Below are 17616 nucleotides of genomic sequence, written 5' to 3' on the forward strand. Positions count from 1 at the left end.
GGGCAACAGGGTGAAACGGGTTGCAGGGCAACCCAAAACAGTTGTCGATTAAGCGCTGTTCTACCGGCGTCCTGTCAAGTCTCGCCAGCCTGTTCGCATCAAGCAATATGTACCGCACCCGAGCCTTCCATTGACCGTACTGTTTTTCCTCAATCCAACGGCCTGCGATTACCCGCCGATCGCAGCACTTCGAGGAAAAACCATGTCTGCTCCCACACTGCCGTATTTTTTCGACGAGGCAGCACTTGCATCCAAAGCCAAACAGCCCGGTGAACGCGAAAAGGCACTGTCTTTCACGCTTGATGACCTGAAGTGGTTGAATGCTGTTTATCTGGCGACGCATGCAGCCCGTATCGCCAACAGCGAGCCCATGCACGTCGACCAGCTGCTTTTAAACGTACCTGATGCGCCAGGCATTCTCCTGGCCGGCGCTTTTGCCATGAGCCGGCCCAACGATGGAGCAGTCACGCTCTACACACCGTGGAAAGGCCTGATCAAATTCGCGGACATGAAGGGCCTCAAAAGCAAACTCAAGGAATGGTTGGCACAGCCCACTGGGAAGCGTGAGTTATTGCGTTTTCTCTCCATCGAACAACGCAGCGCTTTACCCGCCGCCACCGCGCCAGACATTGCCACGCAAGCCATCGCAGGTGCGGTGTTCCAGACCCAGGAGCTCACCCTCGAGCGCAATCAGGCTCAGAACATCAGGACGATGATGGGTGAGTTGCTCAAGCTGCCAACGCTGCAATCGATGCTGGACGAGACCCTCAAGACCGCGCTGCATGAACCGTTCCCCACACTGGACCAGCGCCTTACCCGACTGAAGAGCTTTGTCATCGACAGCGATGACCAGCAATTGCTTTCCTCGCATTCACTGAGCGATACCCTGCTGCATTACTACCTGACCCATCAGTGGCCCACAGGCGATACCAGAGTTTTTTCCAACCCCCTGCACGGCGTGAGCAGCGCCGCCGATAACCAGGCCTGGGAAAGTGCAGTCAAAGAGATCGCACAAACGTTGACCCCGCGCTTGCAAGACCTGCTCAAGACGTTCTGGAACACACCGATGAACGATGGGCAATCACGCCGGAAGGTTTTTGCCGAGGGCTTGCGCGATACCTTTCACCTGAAGCTTTTGCTACAGCGTCAGCAACGTGTTCTAACGACGCAGCAATACCTGCGGCTGATGAACCTCAGCCTTGAACCTGACATCGACGATCCTCTTCGTGCCGAAAAAGTCCGTGTCACCGCCCCCTTCAAGCATTACGTGGAGCTCGCCTCCACTGTGATGATCGGCAGCAGCGACGCGTTGGATTTTCTGTACACCCCATCCAGAGGCATCGAGGCTGCGAGCGACCTGCTCGCTGTCGGGAAAATCGTCGCGCAGATGTTGAAAAGCCAAGGGCATGAAGACACGCTGCTCAACTTCATGTCGTTAGACGAACGCGCTACGTTTCTTTCAATGAAGCCGGATGAACAAGTGATTGTCGGTGAACCGATCATCGGCCCGGTGTTTGAACAGTTGATGACCGACATCCTTGGCAAGCAACGCGAGAATCTGGCCTATGCGCTGAGCGAATACCGTGAAAGCGAAGGCACGCAGGATCCCCGAGCCTTGTTCGACAAGGCACTCGATGTCCGCGGACTGATCGACGATCGCCTGCTGGCTGCCGATGCCGAAGGACGCTGGAGCACACACGCAGACCGGCGCCTTAGCGCGCAACCTGCCACTGTTCACGGCGAGTCGGCCAAAGAGCATCAGGCCCTTCTTTCCACTGTTAAGCGGCCGCTCGACCTACTGCTCGAAAACCAGCCGGCCATTCCCGCGACAACTCGAACGATTGCCGAAGTGCAGCGCATCTTCAATTCCTCGCTTGGGAGCCTGCAATCGCGTTTCACTCAAACCCTGTCAACGGCATTGCGCAGCGAGTTGAAGCTGCACAGCGTCATGCGCACCCTGAGTGCGACGGAACAGGCAATCATCAGCACCGTGCTTGATACCCCGGTACGCCTGCAGCGAGCGGCATTGAACGGGTTTTTGCCGGACGTATTTTCCTTGGCATTGAAGGCAAGTGGGACCACAGCCCCGTTGAAACTGGCCAGTTGTTTTGTGCTGACGGAACGTGGAGGCCTGGACCCGAAGCATTCGGGCAAGGCGATTTTGTGGACGCCGGCCTTGGGATTTGAAGCTTTCAGGGCATTGACTCCGTTGCTGAACGAGCTCGATCGACGCCTCAAGGACACCGATGATCGCCCCTCCCTTCTGGAGAACCTTGGGCGCAGCGAGAGAGTGGCTGGGCGGACTTACACCCTGGCGTCGCTGCAGCGTATAGATGAAGATTTTCTCGATCACGTGCAAAAGCCCTTTGTCCAGCTGGAGCAGGCGTGCGTCATCCGTGCGCTGGCCACGAAGCTTCCCGCGGCGCCACTGGCCAGTCTCCTGAAGCTGGTGGCCTTGCGCCAACCGATGACCGGGCTAGACCGCGCGACGGACATTGCCCAATCCCTGATCACTCAGCAAAAACTGCCGGCATGGCTGGCCAAGGCGTCCATTCAAGACCAGATAACGCACGGGGAGTTGCTTCAGCAATACCTCAACAACGTGACCAACGATCAGGACTACCTCACAGGCATAAGCTCCCTGGCACGCACGGCGCACGATGCACTTGCAAAACAACTCAAGGCAGATACGTTCGACATCGATCCGGATAAGGTCCAGATACAGATCGACAAGCGCTCGAGGTCTGCAGCCAGCACCCAAACCCTGACTGACTTTGCACTGACCCATTTCAAGGATCTGGACAAAATCCATTTCAAACTGGTGTCGCTTGATAACACCGCGATCCCCCAGGATATGGACCAAAGCTACATCAGGGACCTGGTACGAAACTTGAAGCTGGGTGAACTTCAACAAAAGACATTGAACGAAGCCTTTGCAGACACCCAGGCGAATGCCAAGGACCGCAGGAAGCGTTTTTACACGCAATTACCCTGGCAACTGATGCATTACGCCCACACGGAAAAATTGCAGGAGCGCCTCAGCGAGACCGGGTTTGATCTCGTACGCCAAGTCATGGACATGCCTGACGCTATCGCCCGCGCGGCAGTCGACGGTGCCCACGCGATCATCCGCCCACTTGAGCTCCTGGGCATCAAGCGTGAACAGGCGATCAAGGTGCCAGGCGTCTATCTGATTGGCTCATCGGCCGACGGCTCCGCGCCACAGGTCCTTATCGCGCCTCACAGTCCCAGGCACGGGGTGAAAGAATACAAGAATGAAACACAACTGCTGACTGAACTGAAGCGCCGCGGCGGTCTACTCGACTGGGTACTCATGAACCTCCCGCAGCCTGAACGGATACTGCTTGAACTCAGGATGGCGACCTCCAATAGCCGCCTCGCCGAGGTGAGGCTGGCGTCCAACCCGATCAAGGGGAATCTGTTCGGACACTTGTTCAACGACAACGCCGATTTATTGGCACGATTGCTCGGTTGTCAGGCCGATGACAAAAAGCAGAGCGAATGGGCAACCATCAAGCATGTGCTGGGTGAAGATCTGCAAGGGGCATTTACATTCGTGATGGGCAAGCTTGCCTACCCGATTACGGTGTGGCGCAGTTACCGAGACATCAAGCAGTCCGCCGAAGATCTTCAAACGCACAAATGGGGAGCGGCGATAAAGGAATTTATCAGCGGCATTGCACAACTCGCCACGTTGCGACTGTCGCTGGAATCGCAAGCGAAGCCGTCTTCTACGCCAACTGCACAGGCACCAGAAACGCCCGATACCCGCTTCAAATGGCAGAACGTCGCCATTACAGCCCCCGAACGTACGCAGTTGAAGCGTCATGAAAGCCTGGATGTGGACCTGAATTCGCTCACATTCAACTCAAGTCTCGGCCTCTATTCCCATCCGACGACAAATAAAACCTACGCACCGGTTGAAGGAAAGGTATATCCGGTCGCAAAGCGCGGCACGCACTGGCGCATCGCCCACACCAACGTTCGCGGTCCTCGGTTGAGTCAGAACGTGTCGAAACAATGGGTTCTGGATAGGCAAACGCCAGCGCCCCGCTTCAGCATCAGCGATCGGTGGCGCACCGTATCTTCGGTTTGGGGGGGCATGAACGTCGATGCCAATGGAATGCGCGAAATCCGTCGACTGTTTCCGCAAAAGGCCCGCCAGATTGACGAAGCGCTGGACCTGGCAACCACCTATGCCTGGAACTGCTTTCAAAACCTGCAATTGCTGAAGTCTTCCGACAAGACCGTTACCCCCGTGCATCAACTCATCATGGATTTCATTGACGTACCGCAAGTGCAGCCCGTGCATGTGGAACAGCTTGAAAAAGTCTTTGGAGACATTTTTGCGGCCTTGTTGGACCCCTCACTCAGAAAGCCGAAAACCAATCGTTTTGCAATCGGCAGGGTGCTCGATGGCGCGGCAACAACATTCGGTTTTATCGTTCCAACGGATGCGAAGCGGAAAATCTATCTGGCAGAAAAGTTCTTCGACACCGGTTTCGAGTTCTACCGCAAACATCTTTCCGAGCCTGCCTTCCCTATCAAAACCCATGCTCAAGCAGTCACCCTTATTCATGAGCTTTCCCATATCGTCTGCAAAACCGAAGACATCGCTTACCTCGATTCCAGCAGGCCATTTCCCCATCTGATTGGACAAGCCAGCGCAACTGCCAGTGACCTCAAGGACGCGTTGACCACGCTTCAGGACACCGCACTCTCGATCAAGACTCCCCTTACCCAGCTGTTCATGACCGAGGATCCTGATACTGGTGTGTGGGAGGATCCGGGCAGCACTTCATATGAAAATACTGATCGGGTAAAGGCGCATCTATTGACCTTGACCGGCGGAGAAAACCTGAGCGCTGCCCGCAAGATTTTCAAGCGAGATCCACTGGTCAGACTCAAGGTGCAACTCGGCAACGCCGACAGCGTTGCATGGCTCATCAGCCATATGGGGCGCCAACTGCACACCAGCACCCCGTGAATCAGAACAATAAATTCTCAGTTGATGGGTAATTGCCATGACGGTTGTTCTCGCAGACTTCCTCACAAGGTTAGAATGCGGGAAATCAGGATGAGTCAATGACCGACAACTCACTCTCGCAAGCCCAGGATGACGCAATCACCGATGCCGCTGCGCATTGGTGCATGCGTCTGCACGCCATCGATTGCACTGCTGAAGAGCGGCTGGCGTTCGAGCAATGGCATGACGCTCATCCGCTTCACGCGTTCGAGTACGAGGCGATGCTGGAGATCTGGGATGTCGCGGGGGACCTGCCCCGTCCAGCCACCGTGGTGCCGATGGTCCGCGCCAAACCTGCTATGCCTTGGCGCACCTTCGGTATCGCTGCCGCGGTTTGCGCCATGGCGTTGCCGCTGGCGGCCTATAGCGGCTGGAACCTGGGCTGGCTACCCAACTCCTACCAACATTTCGAGGCGAACGACAATGTCCGCCAAGTTACCCTGAGCGATGGCAGTCAGGTGGAACTGAACCTGGGCAGTGAGCTGACGTTCAGCAACTACAAGGATCAACGTCGGATCACGCTGAAAAAAGGCGAAGCCTTCTTCAGCGTCAGCCATGACACTGAACACCCCTTCATTGTCAAAGCGGCCGAAGGCAGGATTCGGGTCACCGGAACCCAATTCAACGTCTGGATGTATGAAGATCAGGTACGGGTGAACCTGATACAAGGTTCGGTGTTGGTGAGCAGTAATGACGCCGTTGCGGGTGACGGTTTGCGCCTCGAGCCAGCAATGCAGGCGAGCTATAGACGCGGCGACTTTACTCCCCGGATCAGTCAGACCTACGGCAATGACAACTCGCTGGCCTGGCGTAGCGGAAAACTGGTGCTCGATGATCTGGCGCTGACCGACGCATTGCCATTGATCAATCGCTACTTGAGCAAGCCGGTGATGGTGGCCGACCACAGTACTGGCTCGATTCGCATCGGCGGCATCTACAACATCAAAGAGCTCAACAACCTGGTGGCTTCCCTGCCCAAGGTTTTGCCGGTCTACCTGACCCGCAACAAAGATGGCAATCCGGTCCTCAATTCCATTCCGCAACAAGCCCCGAAAAGCTGAAGGCCGCGACCCTTTGCGGGGTGCGGCCTTCGAAACGAAACAAAGGACAAAAATTTAGGCTGTGAAAGGCGCTTTTCACGGGCATCTCACAGGCCGCTGACGTGACAGCGACAAATTTTCTACATTCGGGGCTTCACTATTTGCCCTGCTCGTACGTCTTATTGAGTGAGAGCACCCATCACATTTCCTGGCCGGCTCGGAAAAGGAGTTTTTGCATGTACAACTCGCAACTGCCAACGGACGGTAGCAATGCGCCAAAGGGCTCTGCCATGGGCTCAGGTGTTTTCAGTCAACGCAACGAGCGCAATGGCAACGAGCGGATCAGGCTGCTGCTCAAAAGCTATGGTCTGCGAACCAGTCTGATCCGCCTGAAAGTCATCGACGCCTTGCTGACCGCCGCCGAAAGCGACCGTAGCCTTGGCGTGCGCGGCGTGCACAGCCACTTGCTGGACCTGGATATTCCCCTGTCCTTTCTCAGTGTGCGGGAAGTATTGAAACGCTTGTGCAGCGAGGGCGTGATCACCCTCAATCCGGACAAAAGCTACAGCCTGCATCCGCACGCTGCAGCCATGCTCCAACGCGAGTGATCCGCGCAAGATGCGTCGTTCAGGGTTTGACCTTGCGGCGCATCACGCCATTGATCACCACCACGATCACCGCCACGCCGATGGCGATGTACTGAAACAGCTTCTCACTGATGACGCCTGCGTTTTGCAGATACGAAAGGCCGAACATGATCCCCAACACCACGAGGGAGATCAGAATCGAGTATTTCAAACGTTGCGACTGAGTCATTGCGAGTTCCTGAACCTGAAAAATGTATCCGATTTGTATCAGAACGCATGCCAAGCCCCTACGTTTCTGCGGGGATGGGACGCTACAAACGGGGTCTCATGTTACAGCCGATGAAGAGTTTTGGCTTCATAGCGGCGATAACCATGAGGATTTTGAAATGTTCCGTCGAATCACACTGCTGATTCCCCTGCTCGCTCTCCTGACCCTGAGCGGCTGCATCGTTTTCCCCCACGGCGGCTGGCACGGTGGTCACCATTACGACCGTGGCGGGCCCGGGTATTACCAGCATCGATAATGGTTGGTTGTGCCATAAAGCGTGAATAATTGAATATTCATTCGTAAGACATATACCCCACCCAATAACTACTGAACAAATGCCTGCCCTGTCGCGGGCATTTTTCGTACATGGGTATTCACTTCTTGTTTCCGTCCCTGTGCACGTCGAAACATAGCGATAACCATTGAAGCTTTCGGTCTTAATCGACCATTTGAGCTATTCATATTCGATGATTACTCTCGGTGCATCGCAATAAACCCGTTATTAAACTTCGAGCAGGAACAGGGATGCCATGCACAAGCCTTTAATCAATATCAGCCCTCACCATTTGTTTGGCTTTTGCCTTGCAATAACTTTTTTCGAACTGCTGACCTATATGGCCAGCGACATGATCATGCCGGCCATGTTGACCGTCACCCATCAACTGGATGCCAGTCCTGATCATGTCCCCTACGCCTTCAATCTTTATCTGGCCGGCGGCATTCTTCTGCAATGGCTTATCGGCCCGCTGTCCGATCATTTCGGCCGCCGCCGGATGTTGCTCATCGGTTGTGCGGTATTCGCCCTGGCCTGTGCCGCCGCGTTCAACGTGCAAAGCATTTATGCGTTCAACGGCTTGCGACTGATTCAGGGCATGGGGTTGGGGTTTGTCATCGCGGTCAGCTACCCGGCGCTGCAAGAAGTTTTCTGCGAAGCCGACGCGGTCAAAATAATGGCGTTGTTGGGGAACGTTGCGCTGCTCTCCCCGCTGCTGGGGCCATTGCTCGGCAGTCTGCTGCTGGAATGGTTGTCCTGGCGGGAGCTGTTTTTACTGCTGGGTATCGGCGGTGTGATGGTCTGGCTCGGGCTTTACCTGTTCATGCCGGAAACCGTGGGCACCTTGCGCCACGACGGTCAGCGACTGGAAGCAGTGCGCTTTGAATGGCACGGCACCGTGCGCCGCTATGTCGCATTGCTGACTAACCCGCCATTCCTTTGCGCCGCAGTCGCGCTGGGCGTGATGAGCCTGCCCTTGATTGCCTGGATCGGGTTGGCGCCGCTCTTGTTGATCCATAACCAGGGGCTTTCAACGCTGCACTATGGCCTGTGGCAAATCCCGGTGTTTGCGGCCGTCATTCTCGGCAATCTGATCCTCAACCGACTGATTGCCAACGTTGAACTGCCACAACTGATTTGCTACGCGCTTTGGCCGTTTTGCAGCGGGCTCATCGCATTAGTCGCCGTCAGCGTCTACGGCGTTTCGACAGCCGTGCTGATCAGCTGTCTGGCGCTGTACGCCGTTGGGCTTGGCATGAGTAACGCAGCACTGTACCGGCTAGCGCTGTTCGCCAGCGACGACAGCAAAGGCCTGGTCTCGGCCATGATCGGCATGATCTCGATCGCCGTCATGGGCGGCGGCGGCTCGCTTATTGCCGCCGCCGGTGCCGGTGACAGCCACGATTCCTTCGCTTGGATGGCGGGTATCGCGGGGCTTCTGAGCCTGGTGCCCCTACGCCTGTTTCTGCGGCGCTCTCACATCGCGCTTGCCATCTGACACCACACAGTAGGTCTTTTGATGATCCATTTACCCCACACCGATGCGCTCTGCGCGTTAACGCAACCCTATTGCCTGGATTCCGTACCCGAGGGCCTGTTTGACCAGGCGATGGGGGAAATCAGCCTGTTTCATTGTCACCACACGCCTGGCTACGAACGCTGGCTAAACGCTAACGGGCTCGATGCAAAGGACCTGGAGACACTGGATGACTGGTCCAGGTTGCCACCGATTTTCGCCAACTATTTCAAACGTCGCTTGTTGTTCGGCCCCACTGGCGAAGGCGCGCTGGAGCTGACCTCATCGGGCACCAGCGGCCAGAAAAGTCGCATGCGCTATGACCCTCGCAGCATGGCAGCGGCTCAAGGCATGGTGAGCCACATTTTCCGGCATTACGGCTGGGATACTCCGCACAGCCCCTGCAATTATTTGCTCCTGAGCTACGAGCCCGAGGCTGCCATCACCTTGGGCACCGCTTACACCGACCAGTTTCTCTGCAGCTATGCGCCCGTCAATCGGGTCGTCTACGGATTACGCCGGACGGGTAAAAGTCACGAGTTCGACCTGTTTGGCGTGATTCGCGCCTTGCAGGAGTTTGCCGACGAGGGATTGCCCGTGCGGATTCTTGGATTTCCGGCGTTCCTTTCCCATGCGCTACAGCACATGGAAAACACCTGCGCACCGAATCTTGAGCTTCCCGCTCAGTCATTGGTGTTTTTGGGGGGCGGCTGGAAAACCCAGGCAGCACAAGAGATTCCCCTGCTTGAGCTGTACGCCCGAATCAATCGGCAATTAGGTATCGACCTGTCCCGCTGTCGGGATGGCTACGGTGCCGTTGAGCATGCCGTGCCCTATATCCAATGTGCCCGCCATCATTTTCATGCCCCCATTTACTCGAAGGTTTTCGTGCGCAACCCATCCGATTTCACGGTCCAGCCATACGGCCAGCGCGGCTTGCTGGAATTCGTCTCCCCGTACATTTCGTCAAGCCCTGCTCACGCGGTGGTCATGGGCGATCTGGCGACATTACACCCCGGCGCACACTGCGGATGCGGCCTGACGACCGATTGGTTCGAGCTGCACGGACGCGCTGGCACCACCACCAGTCGCAGCTGCGCCATGGCGGCTTCCGAATTGCTGGGAGGGGCTTGATATGTACCTCATCAATGGCCAACTGCGTGACGACGTTACCCCGCAAATCGCCCTCGACAGCCTTCGAAAACAATTGCCCGGGTTGCTTTCTGCACCGATCGACAGCGAGACCGTCATCGAAGCCGCGGCTCGTTTTGCCACGCAATTACAGACTCGCAGCCTTAACCTGCCTCTGGACGACGATCAATGTCAGGGGCTGATCGAGTTCTGCCAGCGCAGCAACCTGAACATGAAGCTGGAGCGAGAACTGGGTTCGCAACCCCGTTCGCTGAGGCGTATTGACTACCAGCAGCCACACTTTGAAAGCTGGCACCCCTTGGGACTGGTGGTGCATGTGACGCCAGGCAATGCGCCGATGCTCGCGTTCTGCGCGGTTCTCGAAAGCCTGCTGGCCGGTAACATCAACTGGTTACGCCCCAGCACCAGCGATGCGGGTTTGACTGCGCAATTGCTGGCTGCCTTTGTGCAGTGCGACACCTGCGGCAGGCTTGCCGAGTTCGTCGCGGTATTGCCCGTGGGCACTTCCCGGATAGCCGAACTCTGCGTTCAGGCCGATGGCGTGTCAGCCTGGGGCGGTGAAAAGGCGCTCAAAGCGATTCGTCAGCAGATCCCCGCCGGATGTCGCTGGATCGATTGGGGGCACCGGATCAGTTTCGCTTATCTGTCGCCTGACGCGGCCAGCCCTTCGGCGCTGGATGCGTTGGTGGATGAGGTGTGCAGTCTGGATCAACAAGCGTGTTCCAGTCCGCAATGGATGCTGGTGGACAGCAATGATCCGGCCATCCTGCAAGACCTGGGCGAGCGTTTGAGCCAAGCCTTCAAGCGTCGTGCATCGCACTGGCCGGCGCTGGTGCCCACGGACCAGGAAGCGTGCGAGATCACCACCCGCACGGCCATGGCGCAACTGGATTACTGTTTTGCGAACCAGAACGGCCAAGTCTGGGCCGGCCACGGATGGCGGATCATCTGGGAACATCATCAGACGCTTGCGCCTTCGCCGCTGTTTCGTACGGTGCTGCTCAAACCCGTGCCGCAACACTTGATCACCGAGACGCTGTTGCCCTGGCGCACGGTCCTGCAAAGCTGCGCACTGATTTGCTCCGCGACAGAAACGCCAGGACTTGTGCGAACGCTGGTCAACGCTGGGGTCACCCGTATTGCGCCTTGCGCGGGGATTCATGACGGCTATGCCGGTGAGCCGCATGATGGTGTCTATGCGTTGACGCGTCTGAGTCGCCGTCTCTCGGTGAGTCTGGCACCTGATGTGCTGACGGGCCGGGCAACGCTCGACCCGATCCCTCCCGCCCCCGACACCGCCCGTGCGCCGATCATGGACAAAAACGCCTTCACAACCCAGCCGATGGGCACCGCAGCGCAATTGTATTTTCGCTCTGGAGGCAGCAGCGGCACTCCGGCCCTCGCCGGTTTCAGCTATCGCGACTTTCAACGGCAGATGCGCGCAGCGGCCGACGGCCTGTTCGCCGCCGGGCTCGATCCTGCACAGGACCGGGTCATGAACCTGTTTTACGGTGGCAGCCTGTACGGAGGGTTCCTCAGTTTTACCAAAATACTGGAACAGATGGGCGTCACACATTTCCCCATGGGTGCGCCCCAGGACGATGACTTCAGCGAAATCGCCCAACTGATCGTTGACCAGCGTGTCACCGTACTGATTGGCATGCCGAGCACCTTGCATCGTCTGTTCTTCAACGAGCAGGCTCGACTCCGCAGGTATGCAGGTATCAGCAAAGTGTTCCTTGGCGGCGAGCATCCGGGCCAAACCAGCCTCAGCCTCATGGAAAGCTGCGGGGTCTCGATGATCCGCTCGGCGATCTATGGTTCCGTCGACGCAGGCCCCTTGGGGCATGCGTGCGCCGCCACCGCGAACGGGGTGTTTCACTTGATGTGCGATACCCAGCATCTGGAAATCGTGCAGATCGAACAGGATGAACCGGTTCAGGCCAATGAGATCGGTCGCCTGCTGTTTACTTCACGAGCACGGCAAGGCCAAACAGTGCGCCGGTATGACGTTGGAGACACCGGTCGCTGGATACCCGGAGCCTGTCCGTGTGGGCTGGACTCACCCCGCTTCGAACTGCTCCAGCGCCACGGCAAACTGGTGCGAATGGGCACGGAGTTCATTTCGCCATCGGCTCTGCAGGATAGCGTCGGCGCGCCCATTCAGATTGTTCTGGACCACACCCCTGATGGCGTCGAGCGACTCAACGTTCTAACGGATGCAGACATCAACCAGGTTCGCAACGCATTGCTGAGCCATGAAGCGCTGGCCAATGCCGTAAACGCCAACCTGGTCACTGTCGAAGTTCAAGTGTGCACGGAACAAGCGTTCACTCGAAACAAACACAGCGGCAAAACACCGTTGGTGATTGATAAAAGAAAATAAAAATACCGCCAACTACTCACAACTTGTTTTTTAACCGTCTAGACGTCTGATAAAAAAAGAGAATCCAGTGAAATCAACTTATTCGCTCGAACAACTGCTGTCTTATATACGGCGACATTCAAACTTCTACCGCCAGCAACTGGAACACTTACCGCCGCAGGGCATTACGTTACAAGACCTACCGCTGACCAACGCCGTGGACTATTGGTCTGACAGCAATGACTTGAGTCATTGGCCGGTCCTGACCGGAAAGGTCGATGATGCGCTGGTGTTTAAAACCGGCGGATCGACCAGCCAGGGCAAACTGACGGTGTACACCTATAACGAATGGCAAGCACTGGTCAGCACGTTCGGTGAAAGTATTTCCTCTCAGCTGAACGACGGCGACCGTGTCGCCAATCTGTTCTTTTCCGGAGATCTTTACGCCAGTTTTCTGTTCATCCACGACTCCCTGGCACACGTCAGGCGATCCATCTGCGAGTTTCCGTTTACCGGACACGCCGAGCTGGACGCACTGGCCGATGCGATTGATCAGCATCAGATCAACGTGCTGGTCGGCGTCCCGGCACAGTTGCTGCGATTCGCTGCCTATCTGAACCAGCATCGGCGAGTACTGTGCGGGGTTGATACGTTGCTGTATGGCGGCGAAAGCCTGTTTGCCCAGCAGGTGACAATCCTCACCGACGTATTTCCCAACGTGCGCATTGCTTCCATTGGCTACGCCAGTGTGGACGCCGGCCTTATCGGGGCCAGCGGCCGCGACTGCGCCTTGGGCGAGCATCGGGTGTTTGAACCACAAACCGTGCTGGAGATCGTCGATGAACTCACCGGTGAAGTCATCGAAGAATGCGATCGCACCGGATTATTGGTGGTGACCAATCTGACTCGCCGGCTCATGCCACTGCTGCGTTATCCGGTGGGCGACCGTGCGTGCTGGCGCGAACCCGGCTCAACCCCGAAGCGAAAATTCGCCCTCAAGGGACGTAGCGCGCACAGCCAGCGAGTGCGCGTCGGGGTGCTGTCGCTGCTGATCGATGACATCCAGCAGATCGTCCAGCGCATTGCCCACAACGACCAATGGCAATTGCTGATCGAACATGACGGCTACAAAGATATTTTGAGTGTGAAGTGGGTGCCCTCGGCGCTATCAATGGCCACCGTGCCGCTGTGCCAAGCGTTGTACGCGGCGCTGGTTGAACACTATCCCGCCATCGAGGAACTGTGCCGCGAGGGCCTGTTGGAGTTGCGAGTGTTGTCCTGTGCGGTCACCGCATTGAAGCTTCACCCACGCTCCGGCAAACAACTGCGGGTCCTGGACTTGCGCGTGTATGACGCACTGTCGCCGGAGCCCGCATGATGCCGCATTTGATTTTTCGACCCTATCGGCCATCCGATGCACGTGCCGTGAGCCAGTTGTTTCGCGAGGTCTACGGCGATCATTACGTGCAACCGGATGTTTACTTGCCGAACATGATCAATCAGCACAATGCCGAGGGGCGCTGGAAGTCGATGCTGGCGGTGGACGACGTACGCGTTCTGGGGCATGCCGCGTTGTGCCATGACACACCTGCGGACACCACCGAGCTGGCCCTCAGTGTGGTGCATCCCGCCGCGCAGGGGCAGAGTATCGCCACCCGTCTTGGACGGGAGTTGCTGTTGCGGTCAGGTTCCATGGGGTTCAAGAGCGTCTCGATCAAACAAGTGACACACCATCCCTACACGCAACGCATGGCAGCAAACATCGGCTTCCACAGCACGGGTTTGCTTCCTGACTACGTCCCTTCGCCCTTCGCTGAGCCGCTGCCGGAAACCATCGTGATGGGTTGTCATGTCGTCGAAGGACATACGCGCCCACTCCCCGACATCCCATGGCCTGACAGCTGCCGGGGGTTTATGCAGCACCTGTGTTCCGTGTTCGGGACTCATCCGGACACGACGCCGTTGTCTTCTCTGCCCTTGCAACTCAAGCAACACCATAAAAGATTCGACATGGTCATTCAGCGTTTGACCAAACGTCTGCTTGAGCAGATCCGGCAGTTGCCCAGGCACTGGCTGATATCGACCAAACTTCAGTTGTCACGGCACTTTGCCCAGGACTTTCGCAATTTGGCGGCCCTTGGCTTCACCTTTACCGGGCTGATGCCTGCATCAAACACCCATGGGTGGTTCGCACTGTTTCATCGAGGGGTACAGTCTCGACACCTCAACCTGCACTGCCCGCACATGCAACGCTTGCATGACGATTTACAGCAAAACGCCAACATGCAAAGTAGCGCCGAAGCGCTGAACAGAGCCCGCTCAGCCGCGTGAGTCTTTTCGATAAAAGTCATTGCCCGGCTGCGCATAAAGCTCCACCAGCCAGTCGACAAACACCCTCACCCGCCGGGACAACTGGCGGTGTGGCGGGTAGAGCGCCGTCAGCGGCATCCCCGGTGTCGGCACCGTCCTGAGGACTTCACACAAACGGCCTTCGCTCAGCTGGCGGGCTACGTGGTAATACGGGGTCTGGACCAGACCATACCCCGCCTCACAAGCGGCCAGGTAACCATCGGCGCTGTTGACCGAGACTTGCTTGGGCAGATTAATGAGCTGAACCTGATCATCTACCATGAATTCCAGCCCAAAACGCTTGCCATTGCTGCTGGAGAAATACTCCACCATCTGATGGCCTTCAAGGTCAGCCAGACACTGAGGCGTCCCGAATCGCTTCAAGTAGTCGGGGCTGGCACACGTGACCTGGTCCAGCATGGCCAACGGCCGCGCCACCAGTGAATCGTCCAGTGAGTCGCCGCCCCGCAATACGCAATCGACGCCTTCGCGTATCAGGTCGACAGGCCGGTCGTTCAAGCCGATTTCCAGCTCGATCAAGGGATATCGAGCAGTAAATTGCGGTAATGCCGGGATCACCATCAAGCGTCCCACGCCCGCCGGCATGTCAACGCGCAACAGCCCCTTGGGGTTATTGCGTGCAGCGCTGAACACCGCTTCGGTTTCCTCCAGGTCGGCCAGCAACCGTACGCAACGAGGGTAATAGGCCGCTCCATCGAGCGTCAGGCTGATCTGCCGCGTCGTGCGTTGCAGCAACTGCACACCGAGATGCGCCTCCAGCTGCTTGATCAGAATGGTCACTGAGGCCCGGGGTAATTGCAGGCTATCCGCCGCCTTGGCGAAACCGCCCAGCTCGACGATTCGGGTGAACACGCGCATCGCGTTAAAACGGTCCATTGCTTCTGCTTACCGGCTGATTATTTAGAAATGACGAATAGTGATAGCAGTTTTAGCCGGTTTATCTTGCTTCTGTCGAGGTCAACAATGGACGCCACATACACAGGGAGCTGATTTCATGCAAACACGTCAACTGGGAAAAAACGGTCCACTGGTCAGCGCGATCGGTCTGGGCTGCATGGGCATGACCGATTTCTACACGACGGGTGTGGACATCCGCGAAGCCACCGCCACTCTGCACCGCGCGCTGGAGCTGGGGATCAACCTGCTCGACACCGCCGACATGTACGGCCCGCACACCAATGAAGAACTGATCGGCAAGGCCATCGTCGGCAAACGCGAGCAGGTGTTTCTGGCCAGCAAATTCGGGATCGTCCGCGACCCGAGCAATCCGGTAGCGCGGGGCGTCAACGGCCGACCGGAGTACATTCGCGCCTCTATCGACGGCACCCTCAAGCGCCTCGGTGTCGAGACCCTGGATTTGTACTACCAGCACCGCATCGATCCGCAGGTGGCCATCGAGGAAACCGTCGGTGCCATGGCCGACCTGGTGAAAGCCGGTAAGGTTCGGTACCTGGGGTTGAGCGAGGCCTCGGTCGCAACGCTTGAGCGGGCACACAAGGTTCATCCGATCAGTGCGCTGCAAAGTGAGTATTCGTTGTGGAGCCGTGACCAGGAGGAAAACGGTTGTCTGGCTGCGTGTCAGCGCCTGGGGGTTGCCTTCGTCCCCTACAGCCCTTTGGGCCGTGGCTTTCTCACCGGCGCGCTGAAAAGCCCTGATGATTTCGCGGCAGACGACTACCGGCGCTTCAGCCCGCGTTTTCAAGGCGAGAATTTCGCCAAAAACCTGTTGCTGGTGCGGCAAGTGCAGGACCTGGCCGCAGAAAAAGGCGTGACCGCCGGCCAACTGGCGCTGGCATGGGTACTGGCTCAGGGCGATTACGTGATTCCGATTCCGGGAACCAAACAGCGTAAATACCTGGAAGAAAATGTGGCCGCGCTGGATGTGAAGCTCAGCGGCGAAGACTTGCAAGCGCTGGAAGCGATATTCCCGGTCAATGCCACGGCTGGCTTACGTTACCCGGAAGAAGTCATGGAGTTGCTTGACCGGTAACCGATACCTGGCCCATTCGACACGTTGAGTGGGCCAGGGCAATCGGGCGTCACGCCTTGGAGCTGACGCCCTTGTCGGTCGGCACCGTCGTGCCGTTACCCTTGCCGTAAGTGTGTAAATTTTGCAGCACGTAGATCGCCGTCTTGTATTCCGGGATCAGGCCGACAGCGTACTTGTCACCCCTGATACTGTTGTTCTGAATCGTGTCCAGTTGCGTGGCGAAATACTCCAGTGCGTTGAATTTCGCATCCGGGTCTTTCTGAACCCCAAACCGGTCAAACTTGTCACCGGCATTCATTAGCGTCATCGACGTAATATCGGAAATCAGGCCTTTACCTCTCAAGAAGGCGCTGAGATTGCCCAGTTGTTTGGCGGTGACATTTTCCGGGTCGAAACCTTTGATGTTCCTGTGCAGTTTCTGCTCATCCATTTTCGCGGTGTTCAGCAACGTTGGATTGGTACCCACCAATGCCAGCATCTGCTTGACCCTGGCGCTTTGCGTCACAGGCTTGCCGGCGCCCGTGTCCTTGACCAGCAAACCTGCCTTGGCCGTCCAGGCCCCGGTATAGCCGATAGTCATGACCGAACTCCCGATTGCGCTAACTGATGCGGACGTCCATGTGAGGCGACCATAAAAAGTTCCTTGTTTAGTCTGGTTTAGAGCGGGCGAGTATCAGCCTGGCCACTGGCCACACCAACAATTATTTCCGATTTTTACAATTCTCGTACATTTACGATACAACCGGGCAAGTGCCCTGTTTTATTGGTCTATACATTAATTTGGAAAGTGGTGCAGACACTAAACATGTACTACTAACCTGTTAGTTAGTTAGTTAGTTTGTATCCATTACGACACCTCTCAATGCGCACCGTCCGTCACCGCGTGGCGATCCCCTGAGTGCTGTCCCCGGCCCTCAGCAGCCAACCTGACAATCTTGTAATGTGCGCCTCATCTGACTGACAGCTTTGATCTACGATGATCAAGGCTGCCCGGCTTTGTATTACTT

General features: G+C 56.9%; 13 protein-coding genes. 10 read left to right on the forward strand and 3 right to left on the reverse strand.

Annotated features, from left to right (window positions below; all coding sequences use genetic code 11):
* The first annotated feature begins 202 nt into the window (after positions 1-202).
* The 3 genes from DFS28_RS12730 to DFS28_RS12740 all read left to right on the forward strand — a co-directional run bounded on the left by DFS28_RS12730 (position 203) and on the right by DFS28_RS12740 (position 6695).
* Complete coding sequence (locus DFS28_RS12730) at positions 203-5008, forward strand: dermonecrotic toxin domain-containing protein (protein ID WP_111450068.1); 4806 nt, start codon at positions 203-205, stop codon at positions 5006-5008.
* A 98-nt stretch (positions 5009-5106) separates the two neighbouring features.
* The gene (locus tag DFS28_RS12735; protein WP_111450069.1) at positions 5107-6108 is read left to right on the forward strand and encodes a FecR family protein; all 1002 of its coding nucleotides are present in this window, start codon (positions 5107-5109) and stop codon (positions 6106-6108) included.
* 215 nt (positions 6109-6323) lie between these two features.
* Positions 6324-6695: a fe2+ zn2+ uptake regulation protein gene (locus tag DFS28_RS12740; RefSeq protein WP_111450070.1), complete on the forward strand. Its 372-nt coding sequence runs from the start codon at positions 6324-6326 to the stop codon at positions 6693-6695.
* Positions 6696-6714: 19 nt separating this feature from the next.
* Here the strand turns inward: DFS28_RS12740 and DFS28_RS12745 are convergent, their stop codons facing one another.
* A complete protein-coding gene (locus DFS28_RS12745; protein ID WP_008024801.1) occupies positions 6715-6903 on the reverse strand; it encodes a hypothetical protein in 189 nt (62 codons plus the stop codon).
* Between the two features lie 157 nt (positions 6904-7060).
* Here DFS28_RS12745 and DFS28_RS30620 point away from each other — a divergent pair, with 157 nt between their 5' ends.
* The 6 genes from DFS28_RS30620 (at position 7061) to DFS28_RS12770 (ending at position 14580) form a co-directional block, all read left to right on the forward strand.
* The gene (locus DFS28_RS30620; RefSeq protein WP_008155215.1) at positions 7061-7198 is read left to right on the forward strand and encodes a hypothetical protein; all 138 of its coding nucleotides are present in this window, start codon (positions 7061-7063) and stop codon (positions 7196-7198) included.
* A gap of 274 nt (positions 7199-7472) precedes the next feature.
* Entirely contained in the window at positions 7473-8714 is a 1242-nt protein-coding gene (locus DFS28_RS12750; RefSeq protein WP_111450071.1) for an MdfA family multidrug efflux MFS transporter, read from the forward strand.
* Positions 8715-8735: 21 nt separating this feature from the next.
* Positions 8736-9866, forward strand: a complete 1131-nt coding sequence (locus tag DFS28_RS12755) for an acyl-protein synthase (protein WP_111450072.1) — start codon at positions 8736-8738, stop codon at positions 9864-9866.
* A gap of 1 nt (position 9867) precedes the next feature.
* Positions 9868-12270, forward strand: coding sequence for an aldehyde dehydrogenase family protein (locus DFS28_RS12760; protein WP_111450073.1), 2403 nt, complete (start codon positions 9868-9870; stop codon positions 12268-12270).
* A gap of 67 nt (positions 12271-12337) precedes the next feature.
* Positions 12338-13627: an AMP-binding protein gene (locus DFS28_RS12765; RefSeq protein WP_111450074.1), complete on the forward strand. Its 1290-nt coding sequence runs from the start codon at positions 12338-12340 to the stop codon at positions 13625-13627.
* Positions 13627-14580, forward strand: a complete 954-nt coding sequence (locus DFS28_RS12770) for a GNAT family N-acetyltransferase (protein ID WP_111450243.1) — start codon at positions 13627-13629, stop codon at positions 14578-14580. The genes DFS28_RS12765 and DFS28_RS12770 overlap by 1 nt, the downstream gene beginning before the upstream one ends.
* Here DFS28_RS12770 and DFS28_RS12775 read toward each other — a convergent pair.
* Complete coding sequence (locus DFS28_RS12775; RefSeq protein WP_111450075.1) at positions 14569-15495, reverse strand: LysR family transcriptional regulator; 927 nt, start codon at positions 15493-15495, stop codon at positions 14569-14571. The genes DFS28_RS12770 and DFS28_RS12775 overlap by 12 nt on opposite strands.
* Before the next feature lie 118 nt (positions 15496-15613).
* Between DFS28_RS12775 and DFS28_RS12780 the strand changes: the two genes are divergently transcribed.
* Positions 15614-16609 carry an aldo/keto reductase gene (locus DFS28_RS12780; RefSeq protein ID WP_111450076.1) on the forward strand — a complete coding sequence of 332 codons (996 nt, stop codon included), beginning with the start codon at positions 15614-15616 and terminating at the stop codon, positions 16607-16609.
* A gap of 49 nt (positions 16610-16658) precedes the next feature.
* Here DFS28_RS12780 and DFS28_RS12785 read toward each other — a convergent pair whose 3' ends face one another.
* Positions 16659-17189 (reverse strand): hypothetical protein, encoded by a 531-nt coding sequence (locus DFS28_RS12785; RefSeq protein ID WP_111450077.1) that lies wholly within the window; start codon positions 17187-17189, stop codon positions 16659-16661.
* Positions 17190-17616 lie beyond the last annotated feature (427 nt).

Origin of the sequence: Pseudomonas sp. 478, from assembly GCF_003254125.1 — a bacterium.
In the GTDB taxonomy this organism is placed as follows: Bacteria; Pseudomonadota; Gammaproteobacteria; order Pseudomonadales; family Pseudomonadaceae; genus Aquipseudomonas.

What these genes read in the sequence shown, in the direction of transcription:
- DFS28_RS12770 (WP_111450243.1), top strand. Translation starts at nt 13,627, where the DNA reads ATGCCGCATTTGATTTTTCGACCCTATCGGCCATCCGATGCACGTGCC.
- DFS28_RS12780 (WP_111450076.1), top strand. Translation starts at nt 15,614, where the DNA reads ATGCAAACACGTCAACTGGGAAAAAACGGTCCACTGGTCAGCGCGATC.
- DFS28_RS12750 (WP_111450071.1), top strand. Translation starts at nt 7,473, where the DNA reads ATGCACAAGCCTTTAATCAATATCAGCCCTCACCATTTGTTTGGCTTT.
- DFS28_RS12745 (WP_008024801.1), bottom strand. Translation starts at nt 6,903, where the DNA reads ATGACTCAGTCGCAACGTTTGAAATACTCGATTCTGATCTCCCTCGTG.
- DFS28_RS12785 (WP_111450077.1), bottom strand. Translation starts at nt 17,189, where the DNA reads ATGACTATCGGCTATACCGGGGCCTGGACGGCCAAGGCAGGTTTGCTG.
- DFS28_RS12730 (WP_111450068.1), top strand. Translation starts at nt 203, where the DNA reads ATGTCTGCTCCCACACTGCCGTATTTTTTCGACGAGGCAGCACTTGCA.
- DFS28_RS12775 (WP_111450075.1), bottom strand. Translation starts at nt 15,495, where the DNA reads ATGGACCGTTTTAACGCGATGCGCGTGTTCACCCGAATCGTCGAGCTG.
- DFS28_RS30620 (WP_008155215.1), top strand. Translation starts at nt 7,061, where the DNA reads ATGTTCCGTCGAATCACACTGCTGATTCCCCTGCTCGCTCTCCTGACC.
- DFS28_RS12760 (WP_111450073.1), top strand. Translation starts at nt 9,868, where the DNA reads ATGTACCTCATCAATGGCCAACTGCGTGACGACGTTACCCCGCAAATC.
- DFS28_RS12735 (WP_111450069.1), top strand. Translation starts at nt 5,107, where the DNA reads ATGACCGACAACTCACTCTCGCAAGCCCAGGATGACGCAATCACCGAT.
- DFS28_RS12755 (WP_111450072.1), top strand. Translation starts at nt 8,736, where the DNA reads ATGATCCATTTACCCCACACCGATGCGCTCTGCGCGTTAACGCAACCC.
- DFS28_RS12740 (WP_111450070.1), top strand. Translation starts at nt 6,324, where the DNA reads ATGTACAACTCGCAACTGCCAACGGACGGTAGCAATGCGCCAAAGGGC.